Raw genomic sequence first — 18,232 nt, forward strand, 5'->3', positions numbered from 1 at the left:
GGTTCTTGTTACACCTTCACTTTTTATCTTCTAGGATTATCATTTGATCGTTTTGTTTTAATCAAGGTGGTCGCTGGCTGTTTTCTGATCCACTTAATGAATTTACTAACCTTTTCATCTTTCTTTAAATCCGCAATTGTAGTTAAGCGTAAAGCAAGTTCTTTATTCGTATATAGGGCGTGGATTTGTTTATGGCATGGAATGCAAAGGTTAGCTTTTGCTAATTTCCCGCCTCCTTCTTCTCGAGGGATTAAATGGTGCTCGGTAATCTCAACACCTTCTCGCGCACATAATTCACACAATGCAAACAACTTTTCACCTACTTTTTGTCATTCAAAGCTAACTGAAGTTTAAAAAAGTTTCCACTCAATCCTTTTGTCTGAAGGTCCTTTTCACAAACTCCCCTATTTCATAAATAGCTCTTTTTGCTTCAGGCAATACATTCCCACTTATTTGCCAAACATGCCACATTCCATCCCAAACCTTAAACGATACATTTACACCTGCGGCTCGAGCCTGAGCAGCCAATTTTTCTGCATCACTTTGGAGGATTTCATGATTACCAGCTTGAATAAACAGGGGTGGAAATCCTGTAAAATCAGCAAACACAGGAGAAATAAGCGGATGATCAAGTGCTTCAGTTCCTGCATACATACTAGCGGCTTTCCTCACACCGCCTAGATTTAAGTAAGGATCCTTTTCTTTATTTTTCCTATAGCTTTCCCCACTACTTGTTAAATCCACCCACGGGGAGAGACAAACAATCGCGGCTGGCATTGGTTCATTTTGGTCTCTTAAGACTAATGTTGCGGCTATACTTAAGCCACCGCCAGCAGAGTCCCCTGCAAAAATAATATCCTTAGAATGATAGCCTTGACGGATAAGCCATCGGTACACATTGATCGCATCTTCAATGGCGGCTGGAAATGGATGCTCTGGCGCAAGCCGATACTCAGGGAACAACACCTTTACACCTGCCGCTTTCCCAATTCTTGCTGCTAGTGGCCGATGAGTATTCGCTGAGCAGAAGGCGTAACCGCCTCCGTGTAAATAAAGAATAACCTTTCCATCCATTGCTCGGCTCGTAGAAATCCATTCTGCATATAATCCTTCAATTTCAAGTTTTTCGATTCTGCAGTCTTCTGGGAGTTTTCCTAACCTCCTGGCCGCTGAATCTAGCATCTGCCTTTTCTCGTCCATCCCCTTATCAATTACTTCCTTGCGAAATGCTCTTTTCACCGACCATTTAATTCCTTTTTCGATAAAATAACTTCGGAAACTCGGCATGGCGTTTACTCCTTTTTTTCATAAAAAGTGACTACTTTCATTATACTAGAAAAATCTTCCTCTATTATAACAACAAATTTTGGATTCCTCAGTTTTGCATATATATTATAAATTTTGTAAAAATTCTGTAACATTTTGACCAATTGCTGTAGTACAATTTGAATAAGAGGTACTATTTTTGGAGGTATATCATGACTCGTCTTACCGAACATTTAATAATCATTTCATTTGATTGTCTATCCGCATTAGATTTTCCAATCCTAAAAGACATGCCTCATTTTCAAACCATTTTAAACAATGGATCCTACGTTGAAAATGTTAAAACAATCTATCCTTCTGTTACCTATCCTTGTCATGCGACTATCGTAACTGGAAATTATCCTAATCGGCATGGAATCATAAATAATACACTCTTACAGCCAGGTATGATATCGCCAGATTGGAATTGGTTCAGAAATTGTATTCGAGGGACTACTTTATATGATGAAGTGAAAAAGGCCAATATGACAACTGCGGCATTATTATGGCCCGTAACGGGCAAAGCAAATATTGACTATAATATGCCCGAAATCTTTGCAAACCGCCCATGGCATAATCAAATTGTGGTGTCTCTCATGAACGGAACTCCCCGCTATCAATTAGAGCTAAATCAACGTTTCGGCCATATCCGTAACGGGTTGAATCAGCCAGAACTCGATGACTTTGTGTTAGAGTCAACGGTTCACACAATTAAAACAAAGAAGCCAAATTTATTAATGGTCCATTTTACGGACCTAGATACCCAGCGCCATTTTCATGGTTTTTCTTCAGAAGAAGCCATGGCTGCTTTAAAACGCCATAACCTTCGTCTAGGGAGAATCATTGATGCGTTAAAGGAAAGTGGTATCTATGAAAATTCAACCATAGTTGCATTAGGTGACCATAGTGCCCTTGATGAAAATAAAGCTGTCAATTTAAATGTATTGTTCAAGAAGCAAAATCTACTATCGACCAATTCAAAAGGGAAAATAATAAATTGGAAGGCTTATTGTAAAAGTTGTGATGGCTCTGCATATATTTACATAAAAGATGCACATGATTCAGCTACTTTAAATGAAGTAAAGCAATTATTAGAAACATTAATCAAAGATCCTACTTCTGGAATTGAGGGGTTTTTAACAGGAGAACAAGCCGCTGAAAAAGGAGCAGATGGAACATGCGCGTTTATGGTCGAAGCGGCTCGTGGTTATTATTTTTTAGAAGATTTTGAAGGGGAGTACATCAAGCAGGTCACTAAAGAGGATGCTGCAGCTGATAAAAAGTATACATTAGCCTGTCACGGTTATTCTCCCGAAAAAGAAAATTACGGAACCATTTTAATGGCATCAGGGAAAGGAATTAGGCCCATCACCCTGCCTTCAATCCGTCTCATTGATGAAGGCCCAACATTTGCGAGACTTCTAGGTGTCAGCTTAGGAAATACAGATGGAAGGGTTATCGAAGAACTATTAGCTTTCTAAAGGGGGAAAATGAATGAGTCGGATGTCAAAGCAAGAAAAGAGCTGGGTGTTTTATGACTGGGCAAACTCTGCCTACTCTATCCTGATTACCACAGCCATTTTTCCGTTGTATTTTAAGGCCGCTGCTAAAGATGCAGGCCTTGCTGCTTCCACGTCTACAGCCTATTGGGGATATGCAAATTCGTTTGCTACTCTCCTAATATCGCTTTGTGCTCCTATTTTAGGAAGCATTGCTGATTTCAAGGGGTTTAAGAAACGGTTCTTTACCTTTTTCTTTGCGCTAGGAATTGTGTTTACTTTGTTGTTAGCCGTTGTCCCGAGTAACCAATGGCTCATTTTATTAATTTGTTATATGATCACCGTTATCGGATTTGGTGGTACAAATATTTTCTATGATGCCTTTCTGGTGGATGTCACGACCGAGGAACGAATGAATAAGATTTCATCGCGGGGATATGCGATGGGATATATCGGTAGTACAATCCCTTTTATTATCGGAATCGCACTAATTCTTTTATCTGATAGAGGAGTCCTTCCTTTAACCGTTTCGGTAGCAAGTCAGGCAGCGTTTGCTATCACCGCTTTATGGTGGGGATTGTTCACGATTCCTATGCTAAAACATGTAAAGCAGGTTTATTATAAGGAAAGGGTCGCAAACCCTATTTCAAATGGTTTCAAGCAGCTCTTTGTCACCTTTAAGAAAATTAAGCTTTACCGTCCTTTATTTCTATTCTTATTAGCCTATTTCTTTTATATTGATGGAGTTAATACCATTATTACTATGTCTACCGCCTACGGTTCTGATTTGGGTATTGATTCAACCAACCTATTAATTATTTTGTTTGCGACACAAGTAGTGGCTGCACCGTTTGCCGTTTTATATGGCAGACTTGCAGATAAATTCAAAAGTAAAACGATGCTGCTCGTTGGAATCTTTATTTATATCGTGATCTGTACGTATGCTTATTTCCTAAAGACGACTTTAGATTTCTGGATTCTTGCGATGCTTGTCGCATCTTCCCAAGGTGGGATTCAGGCACTAAGCCGTTCTTATTTTGCAAAGCTTGTTCCAAAAGAAAGCTCTAACGAATTCTTTGGGTTCTATAGTATTTTTTATAAGTTTGCTGCGATATTAGGACCGTTTTTAGTCGGATTTACGGCCCAAATGACAGGCAATACGAATAGCGGCGTGTTCAGTTTGATTGTTTTGTTTATCATCGGTGGCATCATTCTATTGCGGGTACCGGAAGCAGAAGATGTTTCGAAGTCCCCTACGTTATCTCAATAATTTTAGGACCAGTTTCCGTTGGGGAACTGGTTTTTTAACAGAGTTTTATTGGAAAATATAGGTAAAAAAGCCGATACTCTGAAAAAATGAGCCAAGTTTACCGAAAAATAAGCCAGTCCCCACACAAAATGAGCCAAGTTTACCGAAAAATAAGCCATTCACCTTAAATCGAATAAAAATCTCTTGTGTTTTGCAGTAGGATGTCGGCAACTTCAGTTGGTTTACCTTTTTTTATAGAAGCGATTTTACTGATTGAATGTTGCATCATGTTGGGATGAGTCATTTGTCCAAGAAAAGGGCCTTTAAAGCGCCATGGGCCATCTGTTTCGACCATAAGTCTCTCTAACGGAACCTTAGCAACTATATCTTGAATCTCTTCTTTGTACACAACATCCGGTGTAACCGAAATATAATATCCATTTCCTATCATTCTTGTTATCGTTTTGCTATCCCCTTTAAACCAATGAAAATGTGCTTTTAAGATTGAATGCTTTTCCAATAAATCACACACAACAGGTGCATCCTCATAAACAGCATGGAGCACAACAGGTTTGTCATATTTCTTGGCTAGTTGTATGAAAACCTCTACTAGTTCCACGTATTGGTCAAACTGACTAGCAGTTATTTTATTTTCAAGCCGTAGGTAATAAGGAAGTCCCACCTCTCCAATCGCAATCATTTCATCCTGATGGTCATCAATCCACGAAAGGAGTTCACTTTTCTCCTCATCTGTTGGAAGAGGCTGTTCTGGGTGAAAACCAAACGCCGGTTTCACCTTAGTGAAGGTTTGTGATAATTGGAGATTCCTTTTACACGATGTAAGATGATTCGAAACGGTAACCATTGCATGAATCGATTGGGAGTCGTCTAGTAAACTAGTTAATTCCTGATCACTATATTGATCTAAATGGATATGTGCATCTATCATTCTCATTATGTCCATCCCCTTTTTTGAAACGTTCATAATTAAAATTATACAAAAAAGCACTCAGGCTATCGAACCCAAGTGCTCCAACCTATTTTATTTTACATCATAGCCTTGATCATCAATTGTTTCTTTAATCGTGCTAAGTGTAACAACACTAGAATCAAATTCTACATCTACCTGACCCTTATCAAGTTGTACGGCAACTTTCTTCACACCCTGAAGGCCGCCAACACTTCCTTCTACTGCTTTCACACAATGACCACAAGACATTCCGCTTACATTTAAAGTTACTTGTTCCATTATAAATTCCTCCTATTTTTTCATTAATTTTTGAATAGTTACTAGAACTTCATCTAGCACTTCGAAATCGCCTTCTTGGATTCGCTCCACTACGCAGCTTTTCATGTGGCCTTCCAACAAGATTTTGGCTACACTATTTAACGCGGATTGAGTTGCAGAGATCTGGTTAATCACATCATCACAATACGTATCTTTTTCAATTAACCCCTTAATCCCGCGGATCTGACCCTCAATTCGATTTAATCTAGTCACCAGGTTATTTTTCACCTTATCCGAATGGTGGCTTTTTCGATGACTTCCTTCATGATCACAGCATGACTCCTCAACCATCGCGTCCACCTCATGTTCATTGGCCATTTATACGCCTCCCTTTTTTGATTCATTATATCATACCCCCGTATGGTAATGCGAAGGGTGTAAGTTGACAACTTTTCAAACTTATTGGCTTATTCCCTTATTTGATTTCGATGACGTATGAAAACACTCTTACCTTTCCATCTTGTTTAAATTCAGCCCAAATTTTGTACTTTCCTGGTTGATCAAACTGTGTTTCAAAGACTGGCTCGTTTTCATTCAGAGGGTGAACGTGCAGGTATTGGTCCGCTGTTTCATTTAAGATAACAACATGCCCTGCTGCACCTAGATAAGGTTCTAGTGATGATTCATCCACATTAAATGTAAGTGTAACAGGTTTTATTGCATCAAACGAACTAACTTCCATTTCGGCTGTTTTTCCATCAATCGTTTTTACGAAAGATTGATCAGCATTAAGGTTGTTATGACTATGTGCATCTTGTTGTTTTCCTACTGTAAAAGCCACTGGAGTCACATGATAGTTTAGTTTTTCAGGCTTGATATCGATAAACGCTTTATAGGCTCCATCCTTTAATTCCTGCGATAACTGAAATCTACCTTCCCCTACCTTTTCGGGATGTAAGTGCAAATATTGATTTAAATGTTCATCTACTACGATTAAGTGAAGGAGTTTCTCATGATTTACTTCTAGATCGTCTACTGGTTTGCCATTTGCGTCATTCAGAACAATGGTTATTTTTCCATCCTTATATAAGAAGGTTGTTTTCACCTCACCTCCTTCATGCTCATGTCCTCCTGTTGCTTCTTTATGACCATGTCCTTCTGTATTTGCCGCTGTTTCATGACTGTTTGCTTTACTATGATCCACTTCTTTATCAGAAAATTTGTCATATGCCGTATAGGCACCAATGACGATCAGTAGATACACAATGGCGGATATTGCCCACTTTTTCATAGAACCGCTCCTATTCCTGATTATTTAATTTCACTCGCTGTAACCTGAGTGCATTTAAAACAACGGACACGGAGCTAAACGCCATTGCAGCTCCCGCCAGCCAAGGTGCCAAGAAACCAATTGCTGCCACTGGAATTCCTAATGTGTTATAACCAAAGGCCCAGAAAAGATTTTGTTTAATATTTCGGATGGTTTTCTTACTCATGTCGATTGCATCTGCAATACTATTTAAATCGCCTCTCATTAATGTGATATCAGCTGCTTCCATAGCTACATCAGTTCCGGTTCCAATTGCCATGCCAATATCCGCAATGGCCAAGGCTGGTGCATCATTGATTCCATCACCAACCATCGCTACTCGTTTACCTTGGTTTTGAAGCTTCTTCACTTCATCCGCTTTTCCTTCTGGTAAAACTTCTGCCACCACTGCATCGACACCTACTTCATCCGCAATGGCTTTCGCAGTTCGTGTATTATCACCCGTCATCATGATGACTTCAAGGCCCATATCTTTTAATTTTCGGATCGCCGCTTTTGACGTTTCTTTTACCGTATCAGCCACGGCAACAATTCCAGCATACTGTTGATCAATCGCCACTAGCATGGCTGTTTTCCCGTTTTCCTCGAGAGATTCCATCCTGTACTCCGCTGATTGGAATGCAATAGAGTATTTGTTCATTAATTTTCGTGTACCAATTAATAACTCTTTGTCGTCAACAGTAGCTCTAATTCCATATCCAGGAATAGCTTCAAATTCTTCGGCAGCTAATAAATCGATACCTCTTTCTTTAATGCCATTAACAATTGCTTCTGCTAATGGGTGCTCAGATTGTTTCTCAGCAGTACCTACCAATTGTAAAAATGTTGTTTCCTCAAGATCAGCTGTTACGATGACATCAGTTAGTTCTGGTTTTCCATTTGTAACCGTACCTGTTTTATCTAAAACAACAGTAGTAATGCGGTGTGTTCTTTCTAGGTGCTCTCCACCCTTAAATAAAATTCCAGCTTCAGCTGCACGTCCGGAGCCCGCCATAATAGAGGTTGGTGTTGCCAGACCTAATGCACACGGACAAGCAATAACAAGAACGGCGATCATTTTTTCTAAAGCTTCAGCGAAATTCCCAGGACTCACTAAGAAAAACCATACCAAGAATGTTACAACCGCAATCCCTACAACTATTGGAACAAATATTCCGGAGATTTGGTCTGCTAAACGTTGGATAGGTGCCTTTGATCCTTGCGCTTCTTCAACCACTTTAATAATCTGTGCAAGGGCCGTATCTCTTCCAACCTTGGTTGCCTTGATTTTTAGAAACCCATTTTTGTTAATCGTAGCACCGATAACTGGATCTCCTATAGTTTTATCCACTGGTACACTTTCTCCTGTCAGCATGGATTCGTCGAGTGCAGAACGTCCTTCAATAATTTCTCCATCAACCGGAATCTTTTCCCCCGGCTTCACAAGAATCAGGTCACCAACTATTACTTCTTCTAATGTAACTTCTATTTCCTTACCATCCCTTACAACAGTTGCCGTTATGGCTTGAAGCCCCATTAGTTTCTTGATGGCTTCAGAGGAACGACCTTTTGCCCGAGCCTCAAACAATTTTCCTAACAGAATAAGGGATATCAATACAGCACTTGTTTCAAAGTACAATTCAAACATCATTTGGCCGGACCCAATTGCTGAAATAATGATATATAGACTGTAAAAAAAAGCAGCAGATGTTCCAAGCGCAACTAGCACATCCATATTGGCACTACCATTTCTAAGAGCCTTAAATGCTCCTACATAAAATTGCTTTCCAACAATGAATTGAACCGGAGTTGCGAGTGCTAATTGCACCCAAGGATTCATCAGCATGTCAGGCAGATAAATAAAAGATGTAAACTCAAAATGATCAACCATTGCCCATAATAGTGGAAACGCAAGGATAAGTGAAAAGAGAAACTTTCCTTTTTGTTTTTCGATTTCTTTTTCACGATGGTCGGCAGCTTCGGTGGTTTTCTCTTTCTTCACCTTCGCCTCATACCCTATCTTATCAACGGCTTTCAGAATTTCTTGGATGGTGATTTGCGATGAGTTAAACTCTACACTGGCTGTTTCCAAAGCTAAATTTACAGTTGCTTTATTAACTCCGCTAAGTTTGTTTAGTCCCTTCTCAATTCTTGCTGCACAGGCAGCACAGGTCATACCGATTATATCGAGTTCGACTTTTTCTGCTAAAACACCATATCCGAGATCATTTACTTTCTTCATAAAATCGTCAACGTTTGTTACAGCAGGATCAAATTTTATGGTCGCTTTTTCAAGGGCTAAGTTCACGTTAGCGGTTTCTACCCCTTCAAGCTTATTTAAACCTTTCTCGATTCGGATGGCACAAGCAGCACAGGTCATCCCGGTTATTGGTAGTTGTGTTTCTTTTAATTCGCTCATTTTTCTTCCTCCCATCTATTCAACCGTTAGATGATTTTGATATTCCTTGATTTGGTAATTTATCTTATGTTTTAATACTATACCCCCCTACCCTATAATGTCAACAAAAAAATAAAATTTATAACCAATTTTTTTAATAAAGCCAAAAAGCCTTATTATAGAGTAATTTATAAAGGTTCTGTTCCGGTTTTTTTTCGCATAACATAAATAGGTAAAAAATAGATTGAAGGGAGATTCTAATTTTTTGAAAGGTGGCGGATAAATGTCTTTAAAAAAATTTGTTGATGCATTACCGATTCCTTCTGTCATAAGACCAAAAGGTGAACGTGATGGCCTCCCATTTTATAAAGTTACTATGAAACAAGTCACACAGAAGTTACATCGCGATTTGCCGCCAACTACCGTTTGGGGTTACAACGGGATGTATCCAGGTCCTACATTTGAAGCAAGAAGAAATCACCCTATTTTAGTCAAGTGGAAAAATAAATTGCCCTTTGAACACCTGCTACCTGTGGATCGAACTATTCATGGGGCAGAACCAGACAAACCTTCTGTGAGGACAGTTGTACATTTGCATGAAGGTCGGGTTAAACCGGAAAATGACGGATATCCAGAGGCTTGGTTTACACGAGATTTTAAAAATGTTGGTCCGAAATTCGCGCATAAAATCTACTATTATCCAAACTGTCAACGCCCTGCAACGCTATGGTATCATGACCATGCACTTGGAATCACTCGTTTGAACGTTTATGCAGGGCTTGCAGGCTTCTATCTCCTCCGAGATGAAGAAGAGGAAGAATTGAACCTGCCAAGTGGAAAATTTGAAATTCCGCTGGTCATCCAAGATCGTTCGTTCTATCCTAATGGTGAACTGTTCTATCCAACCCAGCCAGGCCATGAGCCGCCTCCAGCACCACAACCGCCTCCACCAGTAGATCCAAACCTACCAAATCCCTCAGTTGTACCTGAGTTTTTTGGCAATACCATCCTAGTCAACGGAAAAGTATGGCCTTATCTAAGGGTAGAGCCGCGGAAATACCGGTTCCGTATCCTTAATGGCTCCAATGCTCGTTTTTACCATATACGGTTGAGCTCTGGACAAAAATTTATCCAAATTGGTACGGAAGGAGGACTTTTGGATAAACCCATCACCGTATCCCATATCACCCTTGCACCAGCTGAACGTGTTGATGTAATAATTGATTTTTCTAATCACAAAGGTGAAAGAATCCTCTTAACAAATGACGCGCCAGCACCATTCCCTAACGGCGAACCACCTTCTGAAGATCTTACACAGATTATGGAATTTCGTGTCAAAGATACATTGCACGAACCAGACAATAGTGAAATTCCAAAAAAGTTGAGTTGTTTGGAACACCTTGATCCAAAGGATGCTGTAATCGTACGAAAAAACCTCTTAGTCGAATCTACAGATGAATTCGGGCGTTTAAAACTATTATTAAATAACATGGAATGGGATCAGTTGCCACTTACAGAAACACCATATAATGGGACGATAGAGATTTGGGAACTTTACAATACTACACCGGACACACACCCTATCCACTTGCACCTTGTTACCTTTCAAATATTGAATCGTGCTCCGTTTACAGGTGATCCAAATGGTCCTAATCTTATAGTATGGCCGCCACATCCACCTGAACCAAGCGAGAGGGGATGGAAAGATACCGTTCGTGCCAACCCAGGAGAGGTCACTCGTATTATTGCACGTTTTGGACCGTTTAAAGGAATCTACCCATGGCACTGCCACATCCTTGAGCATGAAGACCATGAAATGATGAGACCATTGGAAGTACTCGATAATCATAACTTTAACCCATGTGAACCGATTCCTGAACAATGTCCAGATGATTCGTTCGCTCAGTGTTTCGACTGTGATAGTGATTTTGAAGACGATGACGAACATTGACAACACAAGTTTTATTACTGCAAGCTGACACCTATATTTCTAATGGTGGCAGCTTTTTTTTATTTTCAATCTATTTTTTACCTGTAAAAAAAAGCCCCACATGGAGGCTAAAAATATTTTTTGTATGCTTTTATTGAAGATATAGTAAAGTCAATATTTGACCCCTATTTCCTTCTAGTGTTAATGTTATTGTTTTTCCTTGCTGATGAAATAATTCATTTATCATGTTGCCCGTTGCTTTGGCTACATGTGTTTTACCGTCAGATGTGATAAAACGAAAGGTACCCTGGGGGTCTATCCCTCCTATATGAGCTGTTACTATTAATTGATTAGAATTAGATGAAGTAGCTAAAGGGATTTTGATTTCTTGTCCAATTTTCAACTTTGACGGATCTACTGTTGGATTTAATTCCTGGATTAATGAAACAGAGACACCAAACACCTTACTAATTTTTGTAAAAGTATCTCCGACTTTGATCACGTACACAGTTGTATTTGTATTTGTATTTGTTTGTTCCTTACCAATTAAATAGACTTCACTAACAAACGCCACTTTTCCATTGAAATTAATCTTAGCCCAACCACTATCAATAGATATTACAGATACACTCTCGTTTAATTTTAATGAATCTAATACCGCACTATTTGTAGAAGCTGCCTGTCTGACTTTCAACGATGAAGCAGTTACATACATGGTTGTTTTTATTTGAGGATTAGTGGTTATACTATTTTGGTCTCCAGTTGGTGCGCTGGTTGTAAGATATTCAGCGCTCAGAAAACAAACTTGTCCTTTAATAAGAATAGCCGCCCATCCATTTTCAATAAATGAAACTTTAACAATATCGCCTTTTTGATATTGACCAATAATACTACTTGCAGTGCTGGGTTGTGATCGAATATTTAGTTTCTTAGCGGTAACCGTTTGATTTTGAACTTTTGGTAATAAAATTTTTTTACCTTCAATTGAAGACAGCCCATTGGCCTCTAATATTTCTTGAGCTGTTACTCCATGTGCAGCAGCAATATCCTCAATTTTTTCACTATTTTTAACCTGATATGTGTATTCCTGTATAAATGATGCATTTGCAGTATTGGAAAAAATCCCGAACATAACGGTAAAAATGCCAGTTACTACAAGTTTTTTTACTGGACTGTTTTGAACCCATTCGTTAACTTTTAAAACATATGTATGTAAATTTGTATGAATATCATGAAGAAGTCCTTTTACATCTATTACATTTCGGATGTCAAAGTAATTGAAAGACTTATAGTATTCCCTCTTTTCCATCCTTGAAGTAAAAATTGGTGGTTCACTTTTTGTTTTCTTTCTTTTTCCATGCGTTTCTGTTCTAATTAATGTCAGTTCACCATTAATAAATAATTCTCTAGTCATATTACTCTTCTCCTATTTCTCTCTTAAGATGTATCTTTCTCCCCATAGTGTATTCGAGGAATGTTGTGATTTTGTGTCCTCATTTCTTCCATAAATCCACTCTAGAGGTAAAAAAAATTACTATAGGATAAAAATAGGAGAAAAAAAGCACACGTGAGTGTACCTTTTAACTTTCAGATATATATTCTTTTGAAAAAACAATGATTGTTTTTGCGAGCTTTTTTGAAGATGGTTTATATAAAAGGTCAATACTTCTGCCGAATTGTTCATCTGCAAATTCCATAATTAAAGCCGACTGGTCTTTGACATTTTGGGAAACCATTCTTGGCATGATAGAAGCACCTAGACCGCTCGAAACAAAGGCAACGATGGATTCATTTGTTTCTAATTCGATCCCCAGTTCAAATTCAATTTTATTCTTTTTACAATACTTCTCAAAAAATGAGCGAATGTCGCATGGATGCTTATGAATAATTAGTTGATTTTCCACAAATTCGGTTATTGAAAGTGGCGATACCCCCCTGCTAATCACTGACATCGGTAGGATCGCATCATATGGCTCCCAACATATATTCTCCATTACAAAATTCCGATTACTGACCACATCTTGAGCAAAAACAAAATCAGCCTGATTGTTTTCGACTAACCGCACCAATTCTTCAGTTGTATCCTTAATTAAAACCTCGATTTTATATTCTTCTCTTAACCTGTTCACCACGGCAGGAAGAAAATGTGTGCCAATGCTTGGCAGCGCTCCGATCTTAATGGTTTGTTTTTTTGCATATTGATTCATTTCAGACGAAAGCTCTTCGGCAGCTTTTAATAATTCAATCCCTTTTTGGTACAAATGTTTACCTGCTTCGGTTAATTCTATTCCAGTCGTTTTCCTTAAAAACAGTTCACAATTTAACTCACTCTCAAGTTGCGTGATCTGTTTTGAGAGCGCTGGTTGTGAGATGAATAGACTTCTTGCCGCTGTCGTAACACTACCTGCTTCTACCGTAGTAACAAAATATTTTAACTGAATTAGTTTTAACATGGATATCAAATCCTCTTAATGATTTAGTTATTCATCCAATTTTTCCCTTACCTTCAGATTACATTAAAGAGGACCATATGTGAATGAAAATCACACTAAAAAGACCCCTTTTAATGAGGTCAATTGAGACAATATCTAAATAATTATCTGCTCATTTGTTTTCAGGAATGTTACTTCAACACCACGCAGATTGGCTTGCTTCATTAATCTTTCTTCAATATTTTCAGCTTCACTGTAATATGGAGGATTGTTAAAGGTGGAGTAATGAATAGGAATTAGCTTAGCACCTAATATTTTTGTTGCTTCTACTGCCTCTTCTGGGGTTAAGCATGCTGGTAATTGACTTTGTTCCTTTAACCCTACTACTTGTAAGATTGGACCATTGACTGGAAGACATGCTGCATGAATAGGCCCATATTGATTCTCCATTCTCCACCAATATCCATGCCACTGAGTGTCACCGCAATGTAGGACCGTATGCTCTTCATCCTTAATGATCCAAGAGACTTGAGGGGAACCAAAGCCATCCACTGAATAGGAAGCAATCATCCTTACATCCTTATAGCCGAACTCATCATTCGGATGAGCCCCCGCCACATGACGAAAACCAAGCTTTTTTACATAATCACTAGAATCCATTGGAACAAAGATTTTTACATTCTCACCAAAATGTTGAAGAACCGATTGATAATCAAAATGATCTGGATGAACATGTGTTATCAAAATCACGTCTGGTTGCTCTATCGTTTCCAATGAAATCAGTGGTTCCAAGGGATCACCAATTTTTGCAGCCAGTGGTTTATCCTGTCCCTTTATGGGTCCCCCTAGTGGGTCAACTAGGACAGTTGTTTCTTTCGTTCTTATTAATATACTAGCCCATGATAATTTTTTAAGCTTCATTAATTTTTACCTCCACTTCTTGGAACATCTTCTGCTTTTATACTATCAGCTTTGCGGTTAGCAAAGGTAATTCTAAAAAGTAATAAACCTATAACTAATTGTTATTATCGTATGACAAAAGAACATTCCCTAGTGCACCTAAAAACTGGTATTCTATGATTAAAGTAAAATAAATTAAGGAGGTTTTTCTATGAATGTTGTCTCACAATTCGGCACCATCATTCCATTTTTAGAGGAAATAAAACAAGTGGAAGACGATCGTATTTTCTTCTCACCTATTAGTGAAGGAAAGTGGTCGTCCGCTGCCATCGTTGCCCATCTTTTACTGTGGGATCAGTACATACAAAATTCAAGACTACCATTGATGTTAAGTGGTGATACCCTGCCATCTGGACAAGTCGATGTCCAAGCGATTAACTCTGATGCTCAAAACTTTGCCCATTCCGGTATAAGTAAAAATAACTTGATCGATAGGTTTATCACCAACCGTAAAAACCTACTCGATGCGTTAGAAAAAGCTAATCTTCAGACTTCCTTTACCATAGGAGAGACAACATTAACACTTGAAAACTATTTATTAGGTATGGTGGAACATGATGAACACCATATGAAACAAATAAAAGAAGTGTACGAGCAAAGGTAATATTCAGCTGTGAATGACTAAAAAAGGCTGTTGATTGTAGATTCCAATCAACAGCCTTTTATCTTTATTTTACAATTGGCAATATGATGGAGGAAGGGTAATTCTTGTTGTGCAAGATGGTTACGATTCCACCTACTTGATTAAGTAATTGTTGCAACTATTAAAATAATACCTTTACACTATTGTCATACATCTTTTTCCATATTTTTTCAGAATTAAGTACTAGGTTATAGGAACAAGTGATAAAATAAAATTAAGTAGAAAAGTTTGTTTTTATAAAGAGGATTTATTCAGAGGAAGAATTACCTTGGATTCTATTAGTTGTAAGGGGGAGTATTTTTGAGTAATCTACATAATGAAAATCTGTCAGATACAAGAAATAGACTGTTAAATGAAATTAGTCTACTTGGTTATGAAGAATTCAACAAAAGTCCTGATACTAATACGTGGAGTATAGCTCAAGTTAGTCATCACTTAGTTCTAACGGAAAAATCATTTACGCGTGCTATTGAATATGGACTAAAACAAATACCTAACAATCAGGTAAAACGAAAAAACCTCCATCATGCGTTGGATCGAACGAAGAAGATTGAGGCTCCAGAAATAGTTAAACCAAATTTGGAACCAATTGATGTTCTAGAAGTAATTGATTTATTAAATGATTCGAGAAACTATTTGTTAACTGTTCTTAAGACAGTAAAAGACAAGTCAATCCTGGAGGAAAAATCAGTGGTTCATCCTGTCTTTGGTGAATTGCCTCTAGACCAATGGGTTGAACTAATATATTTACATGAACAACGGCATATTGACCAAATTAAAGAAAATAAATTTCTTTTAGGAATCGGTACATGAAAAGTTAAAAATATAGCTTGGCGAGTAGCTGCCAAGCTATTCTTTTACAAAAAACTATAACTAGAAATTAAGAATCATCCCATCATTGGGAACAAATATATTTGACAGCTTATTGGTTTCGATATATTGCCTTAGGTCCCGTCTGGTTAACAAGCAATGATTCCATGATTCCATGTGGACCACTACTATTTTTGAAGAAGGGCTGGCCCTATGAACCTTTTCAATGTCCATTACCCCCATCGTTATTGGGTCTCCCGTTAAGTATTGTGCTTCCCCTCCATTTAGTACAATAACTTCCGGCGAATAATTTGAAATTGCTTCCTCTACTTCCGAACACCAGATGGTATCCCCTGCTACGTAGACAACAGGCTCATTTTCCGCTTGTAAAACAAACCCTGACACTGGGCCCATAAGTTTCCCTAGTTCACCCGTCCCATGTTGTCCGCCGGTTCTTTTGAATTGAATTCCTCTCCATACTGTTTCGTGCTCCACGCTCCTCACATCTTTAAATGCTAGACTAATCAGTTTTTCTTCATCCTCTGGCTGGCAAAAAACAGGGAGGTCTTTCGGCAGAAATTCGATTGCTCGATCATCTAAATGGTCCCGGTGTGAATGGGTGATGATTATTGCGTTTATTTCACTTACCATTTCTTCTACCGGTATAGGCAGATCAACTAAAGGATTTTGGAATTCATTGGCTGCATTTGCGACCGGTGCAAGTGTACTCTTTAAACTAAACATCGGATCAACTAGTATTGTCTGCCCGTTAAACTGGAGTTTTATTGTTGCATGTCTGATTAATTGAATGTTCAAGGTATTCATTCCTTCCTGTATTGGTTTCTATAAGAATAGAATATAGTGAAGAATCAAAAATAGGAAATAGATAAAACTTATACATTCATTACTAGAAGTTATAGTATGGAATGCCACAGTGGTGTTTTGTTGACAGTGTTTTCTCTACATGCAATACTTGAACTACTATTCATGTTTTTTATATCGAAGGAGCTGTCATATGAAACCACGCTATATTATAAATTTCCTGCTTATGATTGTTGTTTATTCTGCTTTAACCTTCTACATTGGCTGGAACGGTTGGTTGTGGCTCCATTCCTCCTTTGGACTTGAGACAAAATGGACCTATGGGATTCTAATTGCATTAATTTCTTTTTCCTACATTATTGGTCATTTCCTAAAAAGCTTGCCGGTATTTAAAATGATTGGATCTTATTGGTTTGGAGTTCTCCAGTATGCTATTTTGTTCTTACCCATTGCCAACCTGATTGCATTGACATTAATATTTTTCGGACTGCCTAAGACAACGGTGGTCATTTGGATAGGAGGGATTGTACTTACTGCCTTTATTGTCCTATTCATTGTTGGTACGTTTAATGCCTATAGCCCTGTTGTACGGAAATTCTCCATTACGATCCCAAAACAGGGTGAATCTCGGTCTCATCTTAAAATTGCCATGGCTTCTGATATGCACTTTGGCAGACTATCGGGCCCAGCCCATGCACGCCGGCTCGTTCGGGAAGTGAATGCCCTTCAGCCAGATATTATTTTGTTGCCAGGTGATATTATTGATGATGATCCTGAGCCATTTATCAAGAAGAACATGGGAAAAATCATGAGCGGGTTATCAGCACCTCTAGGTATTTATGGTGTTCTAGGTAATCATGAATATTATGGAGGCGGGATACCGAAGTACCTGCAGGAAATGAAACAAAACGGGATTACCATCTTAATGGATGAAGTCGTCAAGATTGCAGATAGTTTTTATTTGGTAGGTAGGAAGGATAAGACCGATAGCAACAGAATGCCGATTGACAACCTACTCACTGATATTGACCATTCCCTGCCAATTATTATGATGGACCATCAACCTGCTGAGGTGAAGCAAGCGGCACAGAATCAAGTGGACCTGCTGCTTTCAGGTCATACCCACAGAGGGCAAATGGCCCCGAACCACTTGATTACCCGTAGAATGTTTGAAGTGGACTGGGGTTATCTCCAAAGAGAGCAGCTTCATACCATCGTCTCATCTGGCTATGGTTTTTGGGGTCCCCCCCTACGGATAGGTAGCCGTTCAGAAGTTATCCAGATAGATGTGACGTTTACTGATGTGGGTGAATCTTAATAAATTAATACAAAAACTCCCAGCATAATTCTGCTGGGAGTTTTTTTCTTTGTATTTGTTTTGGGAAAATATTTAAGAAAAGGCACTATCTTAGCCTCTCAACTTAAACTTTTACCTATTTTTCAAGAAAAAGTGTAGGTATAGACCTTCTACTTCTACTTTTTCATCCTTTTCTTCATATAAAAGTTGACGTAGCGACCTTCTACTTCTACTTTTTATCCTTTTCTTTAACAAAAAGCAGACGTAGAGTCCTTCTACTTCTACTTTTTATCCTCTTCTTTAATAAAAAGCAGACGTAGAGTCCTTCTACTTCTACTTTTTATCCTCTT

Annotated in this window: 17 protein-coding genes; 6 read left to right on the forward strand and 11 right to left on the reverse strand. The window is 38.4% G+C overall.

The features are described from left to right. Positions 1–23 precede the first annotated feature (23 nt). Positions 24–311, reverse strand: a complete 288-nt coding sequence (locus AC3A54_RS06425; RefSeq protein WP_487653822.1) for an HNH endonuclease — start codon at positions 309–311, stop codon at positions 24–26. Between the two features lie 55 nt (positions 312–366). Next, positions 367–1,287, reverse strand: coding sequence for an alpha/beta hydrolase (locus AC3A54_RS06430; RefSeq protein ID WP_487653823.1), 921 nt, complete (start codon positions 1,285–1,287; stop codon positions 367–369). Between the two features lie 191 nt (positions 1,288–1,478). On the opposite strand from AC3A54_RS06430, the gene AC3A54_RS06435 reads away from it, so the two are divergent. Beyond that, entirely contained in the window at positions 1,479–2,786 is a 1,308-nt protein-coding gene (locus tag AC3A54_RS06435; RefSeq protein WP_487653824.1) for an alkaline phosphatase family protein, read from the forward strand. A 13-nt stretch (positions 2,787–2,799) separates the two neighbouring features. After that, positions 2,800–4,074 carry an MFS transporter gene (locus AC3A54_RS06440; protein WP_487653825.1) on the forward strand — a complete coding sequence of 425 codons (1,275 nt, stop codon included), beginning with the start codon at positions 2,800–2,802 and terminating at the stop codon, positions 4,072–4,074. A gap of 163 nt (positions 4,075–4,237) precedes the next feature. Here the strand turns inward: AC3A54_RS06440 and AC3A54_RS06445 are convergent, their stop codons facing one another. The 5 genes from AC3A54_RS06445 to AC3A54_RS06465 all read right to left on the reverse strand — a co-directional run bounded on the left by AC3A54_RS06445 (position 4,238) and on the right by AC3A54_RS06465 (position 9,009). Next, positions 4,238–5,008 (reverse strand): TatD family hydrolase, encoded by a 771-nt coding sequence (locus AC3A54_RS06445; protein WP_487653826.1) that lies wholly within the window; start codon positions 5,006–5,008, stop codon positions 4,238–4,240. A gap of 87 nt (positions 5,009–5,095) precedes the next feature. Next, positions 5,096–5,302, reverse strand: a complete 207-nt coding sequence (gene copZ / locus AC3A54_RS06450; protein ID WP_335548907.1) for a copper chaperone CopZ — start codon at positions 5,300–5,302, stop codon at positions 5,096–5,098. A 12-nt stretch (positions 5,303–5,314) separates the two neighbouring features. Next, positions 5,315–5,659 (reverse strand): metal-sensitive transcriptional regulator, encoded by a 345-nt coding sequence (locus AC3A54_RS06455; protein ID WP_335548908.1) that lies wholly within the window; start codon positions 5,657–5,659, stop codon positions 5,315–5,317. A gap of 97 nt (positions 5,660–5,756) precedes the next feature. Continuing rightward, positions 5,757–6,572 carry a hypothetical protein gene (locus AC3A54_RS06460; protein WP_487653827.1) on the reverse strand — a complete coding sequence of 272 codons (816 nt, stop codon included), beginning with the start codon at positions 6,570–6,572 and terminating at the stop codon, positions 5,757–5,759. A gap of 10 nt (positions 6,573–6,582) precedes the next feature. Then, positions 6,583–9,009, reverse strand: coding sequence for a heavy metal translocating P-type ATPase (locus AC3A54_RS06465; protein WP_487653828.1), 2,427 nt, complete (start codon positions 9,007–9,009; stop codon positions 6,583–6,585). A 262-nt stretch (positions 9,010–9,271) separates the two neighbouring features. Between AC3A54_RS06465 and AC3A54_RS06470 the strand changes: the two genes are divergently transcribed. Beyond that, the gene (locus AC3A54_RS06470) at positions 9,272–10,939 is read left to right on the forward strand and encodes a multicopper oxidase family protein (protein WP_487653829.1); all 1,668 of its coding nucleotides are present in this window, start codon (positions 9,272–9,274) and stop codon (positions 10,937–10,939) included. A gap of 130 nt (positions 10,940–11,069) precedes the next feature. On the opposite strand, the gene AC3A54_RS06475 is transcribed toward AC3A54_RS06470, so the two are convergent. The 3 genes from AC3A54_RS06475 to AC3A54_RS06485 form a co-directional block, all read right to left on the reverse strand. Further along, positions 11,070–12,332, reverse strand: a complete 1,263-nt coding sequence (locus AC3A54_RS06475) for an SH3 domain-containing protein (RefSeq protein ID WP_487653830.1) — start codon at positions 12,330–12,332, stop codon at positions 11,070–11,072. 166 nt (positions 12,333–12,498) lie between these two features. Next, the gene (locus AC3A54_RS06480) at positions 12,499–13,371 is read right to left on the reverse strand and encodes a LysR family transcriptional regulator (RefSeq protein WP_487653831.1); all 873 of its coding nucleotides are present in this window, start codon (positions 13,369–13,371) and stop codon (positions 12,499–12,501) included. 135 nt (positions 13,372–13,506) lie between these two features. Next, on the reverse strand, positions 13,507–14,271 hold the full coding sequence (locus AC3A54_RS06485; protein ID WP_487653832.1) for an MBL fold metallo-hydrolase: 765 nt from the start codon (positions 14,269–14,271) through the stop codon (positions 13,507–13,509). Between the two features lie 190 nt (positions 14,272–14,461). Here AC3A54_RS06485 and AC3A54_RS06490 point away from each other — a divergent pair, with 190 nt between their 5' ends. Together AC3A54_RS06490 and AC3A54_RS06495 are read left to right on the forward strand one after the other, a co-directional pair. Then, positions 14,462–14,914: a DinB family protein gene (locus tag AC3A54_RS06490; protein ID WP_487653833.1), complete on the forward strand. Its 453-nt coding sequence runs from the start codon at positions 14,462–14,464 to the stop codon at positions 14,912–14,914. 339 nt (positions 14,915–15,253) lie between these two features. Beyond that, entirely contained in the window at positions 15,254–15,766 is a 513-nt protein-coding gene (locus tag AC3A54_RS06495; protein ID WP_487653834.1) for a DinB family protein, read from the forward strand. A 60-nt stretch (positions 15,767–15,826) separates the two neighbouring features. On the opposite strand, the gene AC3A54_RS06500 is transcribed toward AC3A54_RS06495, so the two are convergent. Continuing rightward, positions 15,827–16,588 (reverse strand): MBL fold metallo-hydrolase, encoded by a 762-nt coding sequence (locus AC3A54_RS06500; protein ID WP_487653835.1) that lies wholly within the window; start codon positions 16,586–16,588, stop codon positions 15,827–15,829. A gap of 190 nt (positions 16,589–16,778) precedes the next feature. Here AC3A54_RS06500 and AC3A54_RS06505 point away from each other — a divergent pair, with 190 nt between their 5' ends. Next, positions 16,779–17,903: a metallophosphoesterase gene (locus AC3A54_RS06505; RefSeq protein WP_487653836.1), complete on the forward strand. Its 1,125-nt coding sequence runs from the start codon at positions 16,779–16,781 to the stop codon at positions 17,901–17,903. Positions 17,904–18,232 lie beyond the last annotated feature (329 nt).

Source organism: Neobacillus sp. Soil_C_43 (assembly GCF_057656715.1).

What these genes read in the sequence shown, in the direction of transcription:
- AC3A54_RS06460 (WP_487653827.1), bottom strand. Translation starts at nt 6,572, where the DNA reads ATGAAAAAGTGGGCAATATCCGCCATTGTGTATCTACTGATCGTCATT.
- AC3A54_RS06445 (WP_487653826.1), bottom strand. Translation starts at nt 5,008, where the DNA reads ATGAGAATGATAGATGCACATATCCATTTAGATCAATATAGTGATCAG.
- AC3A54_RS06455 (WP_335548908.1), bottom strand. Translation starts at nt 5,659, where the DNA reads ATGGCCAATGAACATGAGGTGGACGCGATGGTTGAGGAGTCATGCTGT.
- AC3A54_RS06505 (WP_487653836.1), top strand. Translation starts at nt 16,779, where the DNA reads ATGAAACCACGCTATATTATAAATTTCCTGCTTATGATTGTTGTTTAT.
- AC3A54_RS06465 (WP_487653828.1), bottom strand. Translation starts at nt 9,009, where the DNA reads ATGAGCGAATTAAAAGAAACACAACTACCAATAACCGGGATGACCTGT.
- AC3A54_RS06435 (WP_487653824.1), top strand. Translation starts at nt 1,479, where the DNA reads ATGACTCGTCTTACCGAACATTTAATAATCATTTCATTTGATTGTCTA.
- AC3A54_RS06490 (WP_487653833.1), top strand. Translation starts at nt 14,462, where the DNA reads ATGAATGTTGTCTCACAATTCGGCACCATCATTCCATTTTTAGAGGAA.
- AC3A54_RS06500 (WP_487653835.1), bottom strand. Translation starts at nt 16,588, where the DNA reads ATGAATACCTTGAACATTCAATTAATCAGACATGCAACAATAAAACTC.
- copZ (WP_335548907.1), bottom strand. Translation starts at nt 5,302, where the DNA reads ATGGAACAAGTAACTTTAAATGTAAGCGGAATGTCTTGTGGTCATTGT.
- AC3A54_RS06480 (WP_487653831.1), bottom strand. Translation starts at nt 13,371, where the DNA reads ATGTTAAAACTAATTCAGTTAAAATATTTTGTTACTACGGTAGAAGCA.
- AC3A54_RS06475 (WP_487653830.1), bottom strand. Translation starts at nt 12,332, where the DNA reads ATGACTAGAGAATTATTTATTAATGGTGAACTGACATTAATTAGAACA.
- AC3A54_RS06440 (WP_487653825.1), top strand. Translation starts at nt 2,800, where the DNA reads ATGAGTCGGATGTCAAAGCAAGAAAAGAGCTGGGTGTTTTATGACTGG.
- AC3A54_RS06470 (WP_487653829.1), top strand. Translation starts at nt 9,272, where the DNA reads ATGTCTTTAAAAAAATTTGTTGATGCATTACCGATTCCTTCTGTCATA.
- AC3A54_RS06430 (WP_487653823.1), bottom strand. Translation starts at nt 1,287, where the DNA reads ATGCCGAGTTTCCGAAGTTATTTTATCGAAAAAGGAATTAAATGGTCG.
- AC3A54_RS06485 (WP_487653832.1), bottom strand. Translation starts at nt 14,271, where the DNA reads ATGAAGCTTAAAAAATTATCATGGGCTAGTATATTAATAAGAACGAAA.